Below are 17,448 nucleotides of genomic sequence, written 5' to 3'. Positions count from 1 at the left end.
GGATTATTTTCCAAAACAAATCACTTTTTTAAACGGCTCAATCATGCCAAATACCACCTAAAATTTGGGCAATTATTAACTGCTTTTATATCATGAGTAACTATTAAAATGTTCTTTCCCTCTGACAACATATTTTAAAAAGCCCTAAAAAATCAAACTAAAAATAGCTTATAGCTCCGTTAATACATTCTGCGATTGATTATAATTAAAGCTATAATTTTAACAAGTGCATACTACTATTCACATATCCCGCAATGTCCTCTATGTAAAATCTTTAAGATTCTCTTTTCTCATATTTACTGAAAATTGCTTTTACATCTCCTCTCTGATATACTGAATACTGATATCAATAATACAAAGAGGCCCGATAATGACTAACATAAAAAAAATAAAAATACTAATAGTCGATGATGAAACTGCCATAGCAGACCTTGTGGAAGTCTATCTTAAAAATGACGGATACGAAGTTTTTAAATTTTATAATGCAAAAGATGCATTGGAATGCGTAAAAAAAGAAGATCTGGATTTAGCTATTCTGGATGTCATGCTTCCTGATATGGATGGTTTCTCCCTGTGCCACCACATCAGAAATGATCACTTTTATCCCATCATCATGCTTACGGCAAAAGTGGAAGACATGGATAAAATCACGGGCCTGACTCTGGGAGCAGATGATTATATGACAAAACCTTTTAATCCTCTGGAACTGATGGCGCGAGTCAAAACCCAGCTTCGTCGATACACACGTTATAACAGCGCTAATGCTGCTTTAGAAACTCCTGAACCGAAAGAAATAGATATACGAGGTCTACACATTTCAAAAACAGAACATAAATGTACGCTTAACGGAAAAGCCTTATCTCTGACTCCTATAGAATTCTCTATCCTATGGTATCTTTGTAACTCAAAAGGAAAGGTAGTTGCCTCAGAGGAACTGTTTGAAGCTGTATGGGGAGAAAAATATTTTGATAACAACAATACCGTAATGGCTCATATAGCCAGACTCCGGGAAAAAATGCAAGAACCTGCACGAAAACCAAAATTCATAAAAACTGTATGGGGGGTTGGTTATACAATTGAATAAAGAAAACAAAAAAACCCAAAAAAGTAAACTTTCAAGACAAATAATATTCAGATATTTTCTGTCCATGACAATTTTTTTTATCATGCTGTTTTTTATAGCTTATGCAATATCAAGATATGTATCTAACAATATTTGGTTTGCTGAGGATCCTCTTTACCGGCTGTTAAGTTTTATAAGAGAGTATATACTGATATTTGCAGGGCTTCCGATCATTTCGGGTATGACGCTTATCAGTTATTATTTTGTATCAAAGCCTCTTCGGTATCTTGATGATGTAATAGACGCCTCGGAAAAAATGATCACATCAAAAGATACCCCTGTAAGACTTGCCGCTCCTATGAAAAATGTCCAAGACGAGCTGAACCTTTTCCGAGAACAGGCTCTGAGAAATGAACGCGCTGCAAGAGAAGCAGAGCAACGGAAAAATGATCTGATCGTCTATCTTGCTCATGATCTGAAAACACCGCTTACCAGCGTCATAGGATATTTAAGTCTTCTGCGTGATGAACCACAAATATCTTCTGACATTCGAGCAAAGTATACAGGAATAGCACTGGAAAAGGCCCAGCGTCTTGAAGACCTCATCAACGAATTTTTTGACATTACCCGCTTCAATCTGTCCACTCCTGCCCTTGAAGAAGAGCCTACAAATCTTTCCCGTATGTTGGAACAGATCTCTTATGAATTTAATCCTATACTATCTGAGAAAAATCTTTCACTGGATACTGATATCGCACCCGATATTGAGATTCTATGTGACAGAAACAAAATGGAACGTGTCTTCGACAACCTTATCCGCAATGCCATAAATTATAGTTATCCTAATACCCGAATAAATCTCACCATGTCTCCCGGCAAAATCGGGATCGATATAATAGTAAGCAATCACGGCAAAACTATACCTGCCGACAAACTTGACCGTATTTTCGAGCAATTTTTTCGTCTGGACTCTTCACGCTCCACATCAACAGGAGGCTCTGGCTTAGGCTTAGCTATTTCCAAAGAAATAGTAGAGCTTCACGGCGGACTTATATCAGCTTCAAGTGAAAACGAAATGATAACTCTCACTGTAACTCTTCCTTACAAGCAGTCAGCCTTTGCTTCGTCATAAAATTGTAAGAATTAACGCATATAATCACAATATTTAATATAGAATTCCCGAAAACATCATATGTCCCGTTTTGATACATTTAAAGTACCAAAACGGGCATTTTTTGTCCAAGGAAAGGGGATTTATATATGAAAGATACAACTAAAAAAAATATTGCTGTGATTTTCGGCGGCTACTCCGCAGAATATATCGTATCACTTGAATCAGCTTCTGCTGTCATTAAAAATCTTAACAGAGAAAAATACCAACCAGTTCTTATCGGCATTTCCCGATCAGGAGACTGGTACTATTACAACGGCCCTGTTGAGAGCATCCATAATAATTCATGGTGCTGCGAAAAGTACTGCACTCCTGCTGTCATCTCTCCTAATCGAAGCTGCAGAGATTTAATAATATTAGATCCCTCAGGTACATACCGCATATCTGTAGATGCTGCTCTCCCGATTCTCCACGGCAAAAATGGTGAAGATGGTTCTGTACAGGGCCTATTCTCTCTTTCCGGTATCCCTCTGGCAGGTTGTGGGATACTGGCTTCGGCAGTCTGCATGGATAAGGACCTCGCTCACAAACTTGTATCTCTGACCGGAATACGAGTACCTGTCTCCAAGGTAATAAATATATCGTCATCACTTGAATCAGCCGAAGCATTTGCCGAGCAGACGGGTTTGCCTTTGTTTGTCAAACCGGTAAAAGCCGGCTCATCCTTTGGTATTACCAAAATTTTTAAAAAAAGTCAACTTAATGATGCTATTGAAAAAGCCTTTATGTATGACGATCAAGTTATTCTGGAAGAAAATATAGAAGGTTTTGAAGTCGGATGCGCTGTATTGGGAAACAAACAACTTATAACAGGAGAGCCAGATGAAATCCAGCTGTCTTCCGGATTTTTTGACTTTACTGAAAAATATACCCTCAAAACCTCCTCTATCCATGTGCCTGCGCGCATAACCTCCTCAAAAATATCCGAAATAAAAGAAACAGCTAAAGTCATATACAAAACTTTAGGATGCCGAGGTTTTGCCAGAGTAGATATGTTCCTTACTCCTGATGGCGAAATCATTTTTAATGAAGTGAACACCATCCCCGGTTTTACAGAACACAGCCGATATCCTGCCATGATGAAAGCGGCGGGACTCACCTTTGAAGAAATGCTCGATAAAATACTGAAACAGGCGGTGATATGATGAAAAATGATATTACAACAAAAACATCTATATGCAAGGGAAATCTTATTTTAATCAATTCTATATACAGCCTCAATACAGATGAAGATACAGAGCTTATTTTAGTGGACGAAAACTCGAATATTCTTCTTCAACGGCAGGCGGCAATCTTTTTGAAAGAACTCATGGACAGTATCAACGGATGGAATTACATAGTTCCTGTAAGCGGCTGGAGATCCTTTGAAGAACAGACAAAGATATGGAATGATACCATAAAGAAAAGCGGTCCGGAATTTACTAAAAAGTTTGTTGCCGCTCCCGGACACAGTGAACACCAAAGCGGACTTGCCATTGATCTAGGCCTGAAACAGAAAAATATAGATTTCATTTGTCCTGAATTCCCATACACAGGAATATGCCAGAAATTTCGCAGCCTTGCTGCTGATTATGGATTCATCCAACGCTACCCAGCCGACAAAGAAAACATTACCGGGATAAGTCATGAGCCTTGGCATTTTCGTTATGTAGGTGTTCCTCACGCTAAAATCATGAAAGAACACGATTTCACTCTTGAAGAATATATTGCTTTCCTTAAACAATACTGTAAAAGTAAAACACCTTATACTCTTTTAAGTTCAGATCGTCAAATACAGATATACTACATTCCTTCAGAAAAGGAAACTGATATACAGTCATTAATAAATGGAAATTTTCCTTGCGTAATATCAGGAAACAATGCTGATGGATATATCATAACAGAATGGAGGAGTCTATATGAAAATTGATAAAAAAAACAACTGCTGCAAAAACGGCGGTCTGGATAGATTCCGTCTCGCAGCATCTTTTCTTGTTATAGCCATCCATACCTCACCACTCACTACAATTAGCACTGACGCCGACTTTTTTCTCACGCGTATATTGGCAAGAGTAGCCGTACCGTTTTTCTTTATGGTAACAGGTCAGTTTATTCTTTCCGATATATTTAAAAAAGGTAAAATAAAATACAGCAGAGTATTTTATTTCCTAAAAAAGACCTGCTTTGTCTATGGATTCTGCATACTTCTATATCTTCCCATAGGCATATATGCAGGGTATTATGAAAACATAACTATTTACGAGGTCATAAAGCTTCTTATATTTGACGGCACATTTTATCATCTCTGGTATTTTCCTGCCTGCATAATGGGAATACTACTAATAATAATGCTCCGTCGCTTTATATCCCCTGCTGCAGTCATGGCAGTCTGCTTTCTTCTTTATGCCATAGGGCTTATGGGAGACAGTTACTACGGTCTTACATCAAATATTCCGGCAATAAACAAAATATATATGGAAGCCTTTACTATATTTTCCTACACACGCAACGGACTTTTCTTTTCTCCTGTATTTTTAATACTTGGTACATGGAGCGGATACACAAGAAATTGTTTTGAACGCAAAAATGCTTTTGGGGGACTTATCCTGTCTTTCTCGGCTATGACAGCGGAAGGATTTTTTCTGCATATAAACGATCTGCAGCGCCATGACAGCATGTACATAATGCTGATTCCTGTGATGGTTTTTCTCTATCAACTGCTGCTGAAATGGGATATTTCGGAAAACCGATTTGCCAGAAGGTTTTCTGCCCAAATATATATCATTCATCCTGCAATGATAGTCCTTGTAAGAATGCTGGGACGACTGTCCGGTCTTACAGATTTTATAACTGACAACAGTATTATTCATTATCTTGCAGTAGTTCTTCTTTCTGTTCTCACAGCTTTTATCTCTGCTTTGCTGTCAGACTTTTTCCGCTCAAAAGAAAAACCCGATCCAAAAGGCAGAGCGTGGATAGAGATAAGTAAAACTGCACTGGAACAAAATGTACGATTCCTTACTTCAAACCTGCCCGGAACATGCAGCCTTATGCCGGCTGTTAAAGCCAACGCTTACGGTCATGGCGCAGTCATAATTTCAAAAGAGCTAAATCATCTCGGCATCAAAAACTTTTGTGTCGCCTGCCTCAATGAAGGCATTCAGCTTAGAAAAAATCAAATAAAAGGCGATATATTAATATTAGGATATACAGATCCCAAACAATTTGACCTGCTGCGCCGGTATAATCTGACTCAGGCAGTATTGGACAGTACATATGCACATCAGCTCCGCCAATACGGAAAACCTCTAAAAGTACATCTGGCCATAGATACGGGTATGCACCGTTTAGGAACAGCAGCTCAGAATATAGATTCATTATGTGATATTATGCAAATTAAGAATCTTAAGATACAGGGTATATTTACGCATTTATGCGCTTCAGATGGTATTGATAAAAAATCCCGTGATTTTACAAGAATGCAGTTACATATCTTTGACCATATGATAAGTGTTTTGAGATCAAAAGGCTATGATATCCCTAAAACACATGTACTGGCAAGTTACGGTATATTAAACTATCCTCATCTTGCAGAAGATTATGCCAGAGCAGGAATTGCCCTCTATGGAGTACTTAGTACATATGAAGATAACAAACATTATTATGAGGTTCTTTCTCCGGTTCTCTCTCTGAAAGCAAGAATAGCTTCTGTGAGAAATCTTGACAAAGGCGAATATGCAGGTTATGGGTTAGACTTTAAATCAACTGAAAAAATGCACATTGCGATACTTTCCATAGGTTACGCCGATGGGCTGCCCAGAAATCTGTCCAACATGAAAGGTTATGTACTCATAAATGGACGCAGAGCTCCTATAATCGGACGTATATGTATGGATATGACTCTTGTAGATATCAGCAATATCCCAGACGTATGCTCCGGCGATATCGCTGTTATAATAGGGCACTCCGGCCAAGACTATATCAGTGCGGCAGAGGTTGCAGCTGCTTCAGGAACCATATCCAACGAAATCCTGAGCAGACTGGGAGAACGGTTAGAAAGAATCCTTGTTTGATTTTCCTTTCAAAAAAATCATGTTATAATATATAAAAAAGGACCTATCATTATATGTATAACAATATTTTATTTGATTTGGATGACACTATTTTAGATTTTAGCAAAGCGGAAGAAGACGCCATCTCATCAACACTGAAGCATATCTTTATAGAACCGAAACCTGAGATACTGAAACGTTACAGCCAGCTGAATCTGCAGCAGTGGAAACTCCTTGAAAAAGAAATGACAACAAGGGCTGAATTAAGAATTAACAGATTTCAGAATCTTTTTGATGAGCTAAATGTAAACTATCCTGCAAAAGATGCCGCTGCATTTTACGAGAACAAACTAAGTAGCGGTCATTATTTTATTGAAGGTGCAGAATCCGTATTAAGAACGCTTTCCCAACATAAATCTTTATACTTAGTTACAAATGGCACTGCCTCTGTGCAGCGAGGGCGCCTTGCCAGTGCGGATATTATAAAGTACTTTAAAAATATCTTTATTTCTGAAGATATCGGCTTTAATAAACCTGCTCCGGAATTTTTTGATTACTGTTTTTCCATGATGAACAATACAGACAAAGAAAAAACAATAATAATTGGAGACAGCCTCTCTTCTGATATACAGGGAGGAATTAATGCCGGCATTAAAACAGTGTGGTTCAATCCTGAAAGAGAACGAAACAATTCGGGGATTACGCCAGACTATGAGGTACATACCTTGAAAGAAGTCATTGATATAGCGGTAATAGACTCGAGATTATAAATATTTATAAGTATTTTCACTGTACAATAAAACTGACCTCCTAAAGATAAATCAATAGAAGATCAGTTTTATTATATTTTATGAGTCTATTTTTTTTCCTATGATGCGAGTCACAATTCCTATTATCGCAAAACCTATACTCGTATATAAAATTCCTTTGATGAACATATCAAATATATTCTGAACCCCATATGTGTCTGTATAATACGTTGGATCTTCATAATAAGGCAGGAAGAAAACACCTATGATTCCTATCGCTGCCAGAATCAGCATCAAATTAGATATCCTATTTAGATCTCCTGTTGCAAGTTTTGTTCTCAAATTAATAGGATGTTTTTCAGGGTCCACTTTATAAAGCCCTCCATATATTCTCTTCATCAAAATATACATTATCACTCCCGAAAACATCGTTATCAGCCCGAATACGAAATAGTCCGTTCCGTTTAGATAAAGTGCTACAACAGCTACTAATATAGGAATCAGACACATTATTGAAAATCCGGCGTTTCCAAGGGGCACTCTAAAAGGCCTTGCCATCTTAGGTTCTTTGTACCTCAATATAATCGCAGCAATAGCAATCAATACTATGCAGAACATTAATAAAAATGTTGTGAGTATTACCAACGATGAAAAGTCAAAATTACAACATATTATTGACAACACACCCATAAGCAATATCGAATATTTAGGAGTGCCATATTTAGGACTTATCTTCGCAAGAATCTTAGGACCCAAACAATCCTCTGAAATTATGTAAAACTCCCTTGGAGATGTTGCCGTATACCCATTATACATAGAAATCTGTGAAATCAAGGCTATGAATACAAAGAACAATCCCATCCAAGGAGCGCCATATGTAATAGCTATATCAGCATACGACACACCGTCAGAGCCCCACAATTCCCACTGGCCTACAGAACACAAACCTGCTAAAGTCGGAAGCAAATATGTCAAAACCATCAAAGGTACTGTGATAAATAGTGCTTTAGGTATGATTTGCGGATTTTCCATTTCTCCTGCTACCGCTGATATAGAATAAAAACCCATGTACATCCACATTCCTATGGCAAGGCCTGCTCCCATGCTGGAAACTACACCCTGTCCCTCTGGAACAATCGGCTCAAAGGGATTGCTGTTCCAATTCATGAATCCAATTATAGCCACCATTCCAAATGCTACTATTATTAAAATAGATATAATGGTATTTATTATTGAAACCTCTTTTAGCCCTCTGATATTTATCCATACTATAATTACTACCAATACGATTTCAAATATATATTTCTCAACACCGTTAAATCCCATAAGCGATGCAGCATAATCTCCTGCCAAAACTACAAAAGCCGGTGTACCCAGATAGTTCCCTAAAAAACGGCTCCAGCCAAACTGAAATGCCCAAAATTCTCCCATTGCTCTCTGTATCCATTTATAGGCTCCGCCTTCTACAGGCATGGCGGAGCTTAATTCGGAAATCATCATCGCCTGCGGCAATGCCCAGAAAATAGGTAGCAGCAATAGTAGTATGATTGTTAAGCCGGGACCTGAGGATGATATCATCTCTTCTACTCCATATGCCCCTGCGGCAGCAAGGCTATATATGATACCTACCGCTCCTAAAAGACCTATTCTGGTCTTCTTTAATTGTCCATTGTTTGCGCTCATTTTTGACCTCCTACATCATTAATGCTTCCAAAGTCTTTACTGTATTTTTCAAATGATTTTTTATTATTTCTATTTCCTTATTTTTAAGATTTCTTATTTCCTCCTGCACTTCATTTGTCCTCACGTTATCAAAATCATTTCTCTTAAAAACTCTAAACAGCCTTCTTATATCCAGTGGTTTTTCTATTATTCCAAAACCCCATTGCAAAGGCTTTTTACTGTCATCAACAGCATCCACATAATAGTATTGATAGACCTCATCTTGAAAATGCTCTATGACACTATTGCCGCAAAACATTTTCATCGCCATTAATGCCTCCTCAAAGTCACCTTCTTTTAAATGCTGTGATATTTTATTAAGAATCTTGATGTTTTTCTGTTTTTCTTCCAGCTTAAAAATTATATTGTCATCAAAATCAATTGCTCTAATGGCTTTTATTAAGTTATTACTCATATAAGCAGAAAACCCATTTCTTGCTTTCAAGGCTGCAATCTGATTATCCAACCGCCCTATATCTATCCCTTCTCCTTTCAAAAGATCCTTATCCAATGTGTTCTCAAACATAAGCACTTCCTCATTAACATCAACAGGTGCATCCTCAGCTTCATCGTATTCACATAAAATCAAACTGTAGATTTCGCTGATATTTTTCATTAACACCTGATAAAGACTTTCGTTGGTATCAAAATCCGTATGATAATATTTATTTCTCCATTCTGACTTTCCCCTTCCAGCTATCACTACAGGAATTCCCGCCATATAATAACTGAAATCATCTGACCATGTTCCATTCACATCATTTACCTTAAAACCATACCTCCATTCCCTTTTTATCTCGTCTTCTTTCTGAGCTAAACATTTATTTAAAAAATGATGGATCTGTGGCGACGCCTGAACAAGCAACTCTTTTGAGTCAGGATTAGCTGCATCGATATTCAAAAACAGTCTCACCTTTTCTTTCCAATCCGGTTTCAGCTGGGTGATCTGCTTCCATGAACCTATACACCAATCATAATGGCTGTCACACACACCGAATTCTTCAGCGCCATGAGCTATGAAAACAATAGTATATTTCGGTATCACCCCACTTCTCAGTATTGCTTGCGCAATATTTAAAACTGCACCTATGCCCAATGCATCATCGATATATGCGTTAAAATATCCGTCATAGTGAGCGCCCAAGAGAATATATCGGTCACTTAACTGCCCCGGAATACTTCCCGTTATATTGCAACTTTCTCCTTTTGATATTGTAATGTCCGCTTTTAGGTCAACCTCCAGTACCTGATTTTTCAAAAGCGCTTCAATGGTATGACCATTCTCTCTGGATATATTTAAGACAGGAATACTGGTTCTTGCCGCCCCATTGGCCGAATTTAAAGCTCTATTATACTTCCCGTATGAATCCCCCTCCATCACAGTTATGACAGCTACGGCTCCCATAAGTTCCAACTGATACACAGGTACTCCAAGCCAGTATTCACGATCCATGTCTAATCGTATAAATGCTACAGCACCTTTGAGATCCAGATCCTTACATTCATCATAAGTACCATATCCTGCATCCACCATATGTGCTGAAATACCATTACTGCCTGTCCCCGGCAGTCCCGCAAATGATGATAAGGCATAGGAATATTCGAAACCTTTTCGGTCGCTAAATTCAATAACTGCTCCCCTAAACTCCCATGAATCCACTTCAAAAGGATATCTATTCACATTTTTAAGTCCTATTTTTCTCATTTCATCTTCGATGTACATGGCAGCTTTTTTCTCACCTGTACTGCCTGCATTCCTAAAACCCATCAAACTGTTTTCATTTCCTATTCCGCTGAGCTTAGAAGCTGTTTCACATCCATATTGTGAATCCAGATAACCGCATACTTTACAATATTTCATATATTCCTCCGGCTTAATAATCTAAAGAGCTATTTGTTTTCCTTCCTTAAAAACCATATCTATATTAGCTCTGGTCAAAAGATCTATATCCTTTGTAATATCCTCTTTTAAAATAACGATATCTGCCAGTTTACCTTGTTCCAAAGTACCAACTTTATTTGATATCCCAAGTGCTTCTGCCGGATATTTTGTCGCAGCTCTCAAAGTTTCAATAACATCTATGCCTGCACGCTTTACAAATATTTTTATTTCATCCATCGTAAATTCTCCATACGGTGTTTCTTCATTACAATAAGTATCACTGCCTATTGCAATCTTAACGCCTCTTTCATGTGCATTCTTGAAAACATAAAGAAGGCGGCTACATTCTTTTTCTTTTAGCGACTCTCCTTCAAAATCGAAAATATCTTTTCTTCTCATCAGATCTTCATCGGAATCAGCCCAATTCAAGTTTACATTTAACGTTGGCATAAGCCATGCGCCTTTTTCAATAAAAAGCTCTATACACTCCTCATCCAATTCAACTCCATGGAGTATACATTTGATACCGCAGCGAAGAGCTGCCTTCGTACCTTCTATGCTTTCACAATGGGAAAGAACAGGGATGCCTGCCATAGCAGCTTCATCACAAATAGCCAATATCTCCTCATCTGTGTAAATTCTATCGGTATCTCCGGCCCTTTCATTAAGGCCGCCGCCGGTGGTCCAAACTTTGATGGCAGTACATCCGTTTCTAAGTCTCATTCTTACGCCGTGCCTCAGGTTATCTGCGCCGTCGCATGGTTCTCCCCACGGATGATTGGCTTTAAGAAAATCCACTGAAAAAAGACCTTCAGGATCAACATACGGACCTCCGCCTCCCATCGCAAAACCCTGTCCACACGGGAGAAGTCTCGGACCTATGATCTCTTCTGCGTCTATCAGCCGCTTTAAATAAGGTCCTGCCATAGAAACATCGCACACAGTAGTTATACCACAGCGGATAGTTTTTTCCGCCTGCTTTACCGCCACCATAGCTTGCTGCATATTAGGTTCCAGTACCCGATCTACAGCGCTTGCGCCTATCATTCCTCCTATGTGCATATGACAGTCTATTATACCCGGCATTATGAATTTACCTACTGCGTCAATTACTTTCACATCACTGCTGGCGGGACGCTCGGCTCCTATGTAAGTAATTATTCCGTTCTCTATCTCCAGTGTCAGTCCTGCCTTCACTTCTGAATCGACTCCATCAAATAAAACACCGTTTTTGATCAACAACTTCTCCGCCATCTTTTACCTCCTTCTTTATTTTTTCCCTTTATTGGCAGTACCGTCGCAAAAGCAAGCAACAAAAGGCATATTCCGCCTATCATTTTCATCAGCCCACTATCAAAGGTACATCCTGTGTAGAGAAAAACAAAATCAATAAATAGTACGATCAATACTTTGCTACCTGACATATCCCTTCCTTTCACACTCAGTTCAGCATTAAGAAATTAACTATTCCCAAGATAAGTGTCGAAACAAGAATTGGTACCAATGTTTTCCTGTATATCGACGACTCCTTACCCTGTATATGAGCGGCGGTGGCCCCCAGAGCTACCGTCGTAGGCCCGATGGCTCCGCCGATTGATGCGCCGATTGACTGCGCCGCACATATGACCGCTGCGCTGTATCCCAGTGAATTTGCTGCTATTTCCTGAAAATTACCGAAAATTATATTTGAGTTGGTGTTGCTTCCCGTGATAAAAGCTCCCAAAAGCCCAATGAATGATGAAAATACAGGATATATATCTCCGCTTACGGCTACCATAGCCAATGCCAAATTCTCAATCATGCCCGAATCCATCATCACTACAGCCATAGTCAGCAGAAATACTATCGTCATTGTAGTAGAAGTACATTTTTTTATGGTATTTTTCAAAATCAATTTTAGCTTTTGACAGTCCAAAGCCTTTTTACTCCTGAAAGCAATACCGCTTATTACAGTTGACATCAATATTATGCTTAAAGGAAATTTAAAGATATTAAATGACACATAATCATTTTCTTCCTGAATAATCCTCCCTTCTGCTGTTTCATACCCCGGAAAATCAAAGCACAGCTGCAGTTTAGGATCTATTACAAAGAACATTATGGACAATACTACTATGAGAACGTATGGCATCACCGCATATCCGATTCCAAAAGCACGTTTTGATCCGCATAAATACTTTTTTTCCTTTTCGATCTTTTTTTTCTTACTTATTCTGTTTATAGTAAGAAGAACGGCAGAGCCTACAGCTCCTGTAGTCAGACCGATTATTGAAAACATCTGGAAATAAGCCATGATATAAAGCGTAAACCCCATAAAAACAGATGTTATCAGAACGTATATAATTCCTTTCATCAGAACCTTTTTTTCACCAAACACAAAACACACTGAAATTCCTGTGCAGACCATGGCTATCGTTCCAAATAAACTCATATTCAGTACAATATTGCCGATTTCTGTGTCAGTAACCATATTTATGGCATATATAGATGAACCCATTGATCCAAAACTTATAGACCATGAATGCCCTATAAGTACAGATGCCGCTGCAATCTCAGGAGCAAATCCAAGAGATATCAGTATAGGGGTAATAACTATGACAGGAACTCCAAAACCTGCAATCCCCTGCAGGAAAGAAGCGAACACCCAACTAAGAAGCAAAAACTGTATAAGCTTGTCCTCTATGGACGACTCTATCTTTTCATTAATTACCTCCAGCGCTCCCGTTTCCTTGACCATGTTATAAAGAAGCATCGCTCCCCATATTATGAGAACAACAAATATCGCAAGGCCAAAACCTTTTGACATTGAGATAACGATACCGCTGCCGGATCTGAAATAAAAAAAATATATAGCTGCAGCCAGCAGAAGCGACCAAGCGCTTGCTTTTATCGCAGTTAAATTCAATACAAGCAGGCAAACCAGCAAACAAACTATAGGAAACAATGACATTATCAATTGCAACATTTTTATCTTCCCCTTCTTTCCATTTTGTTAAATCCTTTATATCATACTTTTCAGAAAATTAAAAATTCTTAAATTATATACGCACTATTCCTTTTTTGTATACTTTTGGAATGCAAAGAATATTATTATTTGGATAACAATAATGATAGAATTAAATAGAAAGGAGGCTGTAATATGGATATAAGAACGCTGCAATATTTTGTCACAATAGTAGAGTGTGGCAATATCAGCATTGCTGCAAAAAAAATACATATGACGCAGCCTCCGTTAAGCAAACAAATCAAAAATCTTGAAGAAGAACTGGGAACCGTTCTTATGGAAAGAGGTCCCAGAAATATAACCCTTACTGATGCCGGCAAAAAACTTTATGAATACGCTCAGTCTATAATAGATATTTCTAATATCGCAATGCAGGATATACGTAATTTTTCAGAAGGCAAAAAGGGAACTTTAAGAATAGGATGTTCATCATCTTGCAGCCATCACCTGCTTTCCATTATTTCAAAAGATTTTTCCATAAAAAATCCGGAAATAACATATCAGATATTTGAAAAAAATACATTTGAACTTATAGAACTTTTAGAAAAAAATATCATTGAGATAGCTATTTTAAGAAGCCCTCTTCCCGACAGCAGCTCATTTCATTCAGAAATCATCACCAAAGAAAGGATGATCGCTGTCGCTCGGCCCGAATTTTTTTCGGAAGATCAAACTGACTTTAATATAGAACATCTTTCAAATAAACCTGTCATTCTTTACAGAAGATGGGAATCATTCCTTAAAAATTATTTTAAAAGCAAGAATGTATCTCCTAAATATATCTGTATCAATGATGATGCCAGGACAAGTCTGTCATGGGCTGAAGAAGGAATGGGAATAGCGATTCTGCCGCCATCAGCTATATACAACACTGAAAACAATTCCATTATATGCAAAGATATCCGTCAGGATGAAATGGATACAGCCATAGCTATAGCTTGGAAAGAATCTAAATATGTTTCCCGTACTTTAGAAAACTTCATTAAAGCTGCCTTGAGTTTTAACAATTATTAAAAAAACTTCTTATTACGACACCCTCTGCAAAGAAGGTGCCGTAATTTGTCATGCCTTTTTCATTATCAGACCAATTTGTGACGGAAATCATTAGTTTTGTTTCTATCCGGCAGCAGCTAATTAGCAGAAATCGCTTCTGCTAATTACATTTTGCTGTGGCTTCGATTTATTTCAGAAAATATAAAAGCCGAAAATCCTTACAAAATCAAGAATTTTCGGCTTCGTTAGTGGCACCCCTAGCAGGAATCGAACCTGCAACTAACCCTTAGGAGGGGTTTGTTATATCCATTTAACTATAGAGGCATATAAGCTTCATTATAATATCATACATTCTACTTTATTTTCAAGAGATAACATATATTTATTCTTTTTTATTTAAATGTTACTTTCTAAAATTTCTATATCACTTGTATTATCAGTTTTTTAAATTTATAATTTAAATGCAAATAATTAACTGCCAAAAAGAGAGGAATTATTTATGAGATCATATAACTGGGCATCATTGGGATGCGGTGTGATAGCCAACCAACTGGCGCAGGCTATGGCAAAAAAGAATCGTAAACTATATTCAGTTGCCAATCGTACGTACGATAAAGCGATAGCTTTTGCAGATAAATATAATATAGATAAAGTATATACTGACATCAATCAAATTTTTGAAGATGAGAATATAGATATCATCTATATTTCGACGCCGCATAATACACATATAAACTATATACGAAAAGCTCTTAATTCCGGAAAACACGTCCTGTGTGAAAAAGCTATAACACTGAATTCTTCTCAGCTTCGTGAAATGACAGATCTTGCATCAAAAAATAATCTGATTCTGGCAGAAGCCATGACTATTTATCATATGCCTATTTATAAAAAGCTGAAAGAAATCATCAGTTCCGGAAAGCTCGGTTCTCTTAAACTCATACAAATGAGTTTCGGCAGCTATAAAGAGTACAACATGGAAAACAGATTTTTCAGCCGTAAATTGGCCGGAGGAGCAATGTTAGATATAGGTGTCTATGCTCTTTCATTCATAAGATGGTTCATGACCTCTAAACCAAATCAGATATTGTCTCAAGTAAAATACGCTCCAACAGGTGTTGACGAGCAGGCCGGCATTCTGTTAAAAAATCCTCATGATGAAATGGCAGCTGTTATGCTGTCTATCCATGCCAAGCAACCTAAAAGAGGAATTGTTTCTTTTGACAAAGGATTCATTGAAATAATGGAATATCCGCGTGCCTGCCGGGCAACCATAACTTATACTGATACCGGTTATCAGCAAACTATATCTGACGGTGATACAGACAACGCCATATCCTATGAGATCGAAGACATGGAATCAGCTGTCTGCGGAAACAAAAATATTATGAACCTTGAGTACACAAAAGATGTTATGGATATCATGACTGAGATACGAAAGCAATGGGGAATGAAATATCCCGAAGAAGAATAAAGGAAAAAGAATTCAGGCATTAGACTATTTTAGTCCAAATTGTTTTTTTGATGTATTTTTTTCTTATTACTATATACAAAATATAGTACTTAGGTGTATAATCATGCCCAGATGATGTTAAAAGGAGGATTAAATATGTCTATCAAAATAACAGGAAATGCAAGCCCACAGGAAGCTCAGGCATATGTGGATTATCTTCAGGAAAAATACAGCAGAAAGCTGGATTCATTAGATGTTCAAATCGACGGAGACTATGCAGATCTCAACTACACTTTTTCTCACGTTCCATTCGAGAGAATAAGAAGAATAACCGGATATCTTGTAGGAACTATGGATAACTGGAATGACGCTAAAGCAGCCGAAGAAGCAGATCGTGTGAAACATTCTCTTGGCAGCTGCTCATGTTCGGCAGAAGATATGGAACAGCTTTCGTAAATGAGGTGAAATGTTAATATGGCTTCTCTAAATGAAATGCCAAACAGACAAAAAGGCGCGATATTAATGTGTGCATCGGCGTTCTTATTTTCCGCCATGCAGATACCTATAAACATGTCCGGGACCTCCATTCCCATCATGGAACAGGTTTTCTTCAGAAATATCGTAACACTTTTTCTCAGCTTCATATTGATAAAAAGATCGGGTGGATCCCTTTTCGGGAAGAAAGAGAATCAGCCCCTTCTTTTTGTACGATCTTTATTCGGCTTTTTAGGCCTTATAACTCAATTTTACGCTGTAGCACATGCCAATCAGGGAGATGTTTCAACGCTTATGAAGCTCTCTCCTTTTATGATAACATTATGGGCCGCTGTCTTTCTCAAGGAAAAAATCAAAAAAATACAAATCCCCGCGTTGCTTATAGCCTTTGTGGGTGCTGCTTTTGTAGCCAACCCTGCTTTTAATTCCAATCTTTTTCCTTTATTCATGGCGTTTTTATGTGCATTTTTTTCCAGTGTTTCCTATACACTGCTGGCATATTTTAAAAACAAAGTAGACGGTATGACCATAATCATGCACTTTTCTACTTTCTGCGTCCTTGCCTGTATACCTTTTATGATCTTTGATTTCGCTGTACCGACCTTAAAAGAGCTTCTTATGCTTATTCTCATAGGTGTTTTCGGAGGGTTTGGACAAATTGCTCTTACATATGCTTACAGAATGGCTCCCGCTGCTGAAATCAGCATATATAATTACTCCGGAATCGTATTCTCTATTATTTTAGGATATATCTTCCTTGGTGAAATCCTTAATATGACATCTGTCATAGGCTGCAGCCTTGTCATCATTGCTGCTCTTCTAACCTATATTTTTTCAAGCAGAAAATCAAAAACAAATTAACAATAATATATTTTTTATAATCAA

General features: G+C 37.8%; 14 protein-coding genes, 1 tRNA gene and 1 pseudogene. 10 read left to right on the top strand and 6 right to left on the bottom strand.

What is annotated here, in order from left to right; translation table 11 throughout:
* Positions 1 to 370 precede the first annotated feature (370 nt).
* The 6 genes from vanR (at position 371) to H8692_RS04155 (ending at position 7,035) form a co-directional block, all read left to right on the top strand.
* Entirely contained in the window at positions 371 to 1,084 is a 714-nt protein-coding gene (vanR, locus tag H8692_RS04180; RefSeq protein WP_177268226.1) for a VanR-ABDEGLN family response regulator transcription factor, read from the top strand.
* Between the two features lie 64 nt (positions 1,085 to 1,148).
* Entirely contained in the window at positions 1,149 to 2,195 is a 1,047-nt protein-coding gene (locus tag H8692_RS04175) for a sensor histidine kinase (protein ID WP_187525045.1), read from the top strand.
* 128 nt (positions 2,196 to 2,323) lie between these two features.
* Positions 2,324 to 3,379: a D-alanine--D-serine ligase VanG gene (vanG, locus tag H8692_RS04170; RefSeq protein ID WP_177268222.1), complete on the top strand. Its 1,056-nt coding sequence runs from the start codon at positions 2,324 to 2,326 to the stop codon at positions 3,377 to 3,379.
* Positions 3,376 to 4,143 carry a M15 family metallopeptidase gene (locus tag H8692_RS04165; protein ID WP_243206887.1) on the top strand — a complete coding sequence of 256 codons (768 nt, stop codon included), beginning with the start codon at positions 3,376 to 3,378 and terminating at the stop codon, positions 4,141 to 4,143. The genes vanG and H8692_RS04165 overlap by 4 nt, the downstream gene beginning before the upstream one ends.
* Positions 4,133 to 6,286, top strand: coding sequence for a serine racemase VanT catalytic subunit (gene vanT, locus H8692_RS04160; RefSeq protein ID WP_207722941.1), 2,154 nt, complete (start codon positions 4,133 to 4,135; stop codon positions 6,284 to 6,286). Before H8692_RS04165 ends, vanT begins: the two co-directional genes overlap by 11 nt.
* Before the next feature lie 53 nt (positions 6,287 to 6,339).
* Positions 6,340 to 7,035: a YjjG family noncanonical pyrimidine nucleotidase gene (locus H8692_RS04155; RefSeq protein ID WP_187525044.1), complete on the top strand. Its 696-nt coding sequence runs from the start codon at positions 6,340 to 6,342 to the stop codon at positions 7,033 to 7,035.
* Between the two features lie 78 nt (positions 7,036 to 7,113).
* Here H8692_RS04155 and H8692_RS04150 read toward each other — a convergent pair whose 3' ends face one another.
* Genes H8692_RS04150 through H8692_RS04130 form a run of 5 tightly spaced genes read right to left on the bottom strand, consistent with a single transcriptional unit; the run spans position 7,114 to position 13,583 of the window.
* Entirely contained in the window at positions 7,114 to 8,697 is a 1,584-nt protein-coding gene (locus H8692_RS04150) for an amino acid permease (protein ID WP_177268212.1), read from the bottom strand.
* A 10-nt stretch (positions 8,698 to 8,707) separates the two neighbouring features.
* Positions 8,708 to 10,597 (bottom strand): M28 family peptidase, encoded by a 1,890-nt coding sequence (locus tag H8692_RS04145; protein WP_177268210.1) that lies wholly within the window; start codon positions 10,595 to 10,597, stop codon positions 8,708 to 8,710.
* Between the two features lie 21 nt (positions 10,598 to 10,618).
* Positions 10,619 to 11,872, bottom strand: a complete 1,254-nt coding sequence (locus tag H8692_RS04140) for an amidohydrolase family protein (protein ID WP_177268208.1) — start codon at positions 11,870 to 11,872, stop codon at positions 10,619 to 10,621.
* Positions 11,854 to 12,042 (bottom strand): hypothetical protein, encoded by a 189-nt coding sequence (locus H8692_RS04135; RefSeq protein WP_177268206.1) that lies wholly within the window; start codon positions 12,040 to 12,042, stop codon positions 11,854 to 11,856. The genes H8692_RS04140 and H8692_RS04135 overlap by 19 nt, the downstream gene beginning before the upstream one ends.
* Positions 12,043 to 12,059: 17 nt before the next feature.
* Complete coding sequence (locus H8692_RS04130; protein WP_187525043.1) at positions 12,060 to 13,583, bottom strand: L-lactate permease; 1,524 nt, start codon at positions 13,581 to 13,583, stop codon at positions 12,060 to 12,062.
* Between the two features lie 174 nt (positions 13,584 to 13,757).
* Here H8692_RS04130 and H8692_RS04125 point away from each other — a divergent pair, with 174 nt between their 5' ends.
* A complete protein-coding gene (locus tag H8692_RS04125; RefSeq protein ID WP_177268202.1) occupies positions 13,758 to 14,636 on the top strand; it encodes a LysR family transcriptional regulator in 879 nt (292 codons plus the stop codon).
* Positions 14,637 to 14,864: 228 nt separating this feature from the next.
* On the opposite strand, the gene H8692_RS04120 is transcribed toward H8692_RS04125, so the two are convergent.
* Positions 14,865 to 14,939 (bottom strand) — tRNA-Arg (locus H8692_RS04120).
* A 175-nt stretch (positions 14,940 to 15,114) separates the two neighbouring features.
* On the opposite strand from H8692_RS04120, the gene H8692_RS04115 reads away from it, so the two are divergent.
* The 3 genes and pseudogenes from H8692_RS04115 (at position 15,115) to H8692_RS04105 (ending at position 17,424) form a co-directional block, all read left to right on the top strand.
* A complete protein-coding gene (locus H8692_RS04115) occupies positions 15,115 to 16,089 on the top strand; it encodes a Gfo/Idh/MocA family protein (protein ID WP_187525042.1) in 975 nt (324 codons plus the stop codon).
* 276 nt (positions 16,090 to 16,365) lie between these two features.
* Positions 16,366 to 16,524, top strand: a pseudogene (gene nrdD, locus H8692_RS11035) (anaerobic ribonucleoside-triphosphate reductase); the annotation flags it as partial.
* A 36-nt stretch (positions 16,525 to 16,560) separates the two neighbouring features.
* Positions 16,561 to 17,424, top strand: coding sequence for a DMT family transporter (locus H8692_RS04105; protein ID WP_177268240.1), 864 nt, complete (start codon positions 16,561 to 16,563; stop codon positions 17,422 to 17,424).
* Positions 17,425 to 17,448: the final 24 nt, after the last annotated feature.

Source organism: Lentihominibacter hominis (assembly GCF_014385065.1).
GTDB classification, from domain to species: Bacteria; Bacillota; Clostridia; order Peptostreptococcales; family Anaerovoracaceae; genus Lentihominibacter; species Lentihominibacter hominis.
This window is presented reverse-complemented; position numbering and strand designations above follow the sequence as displayed.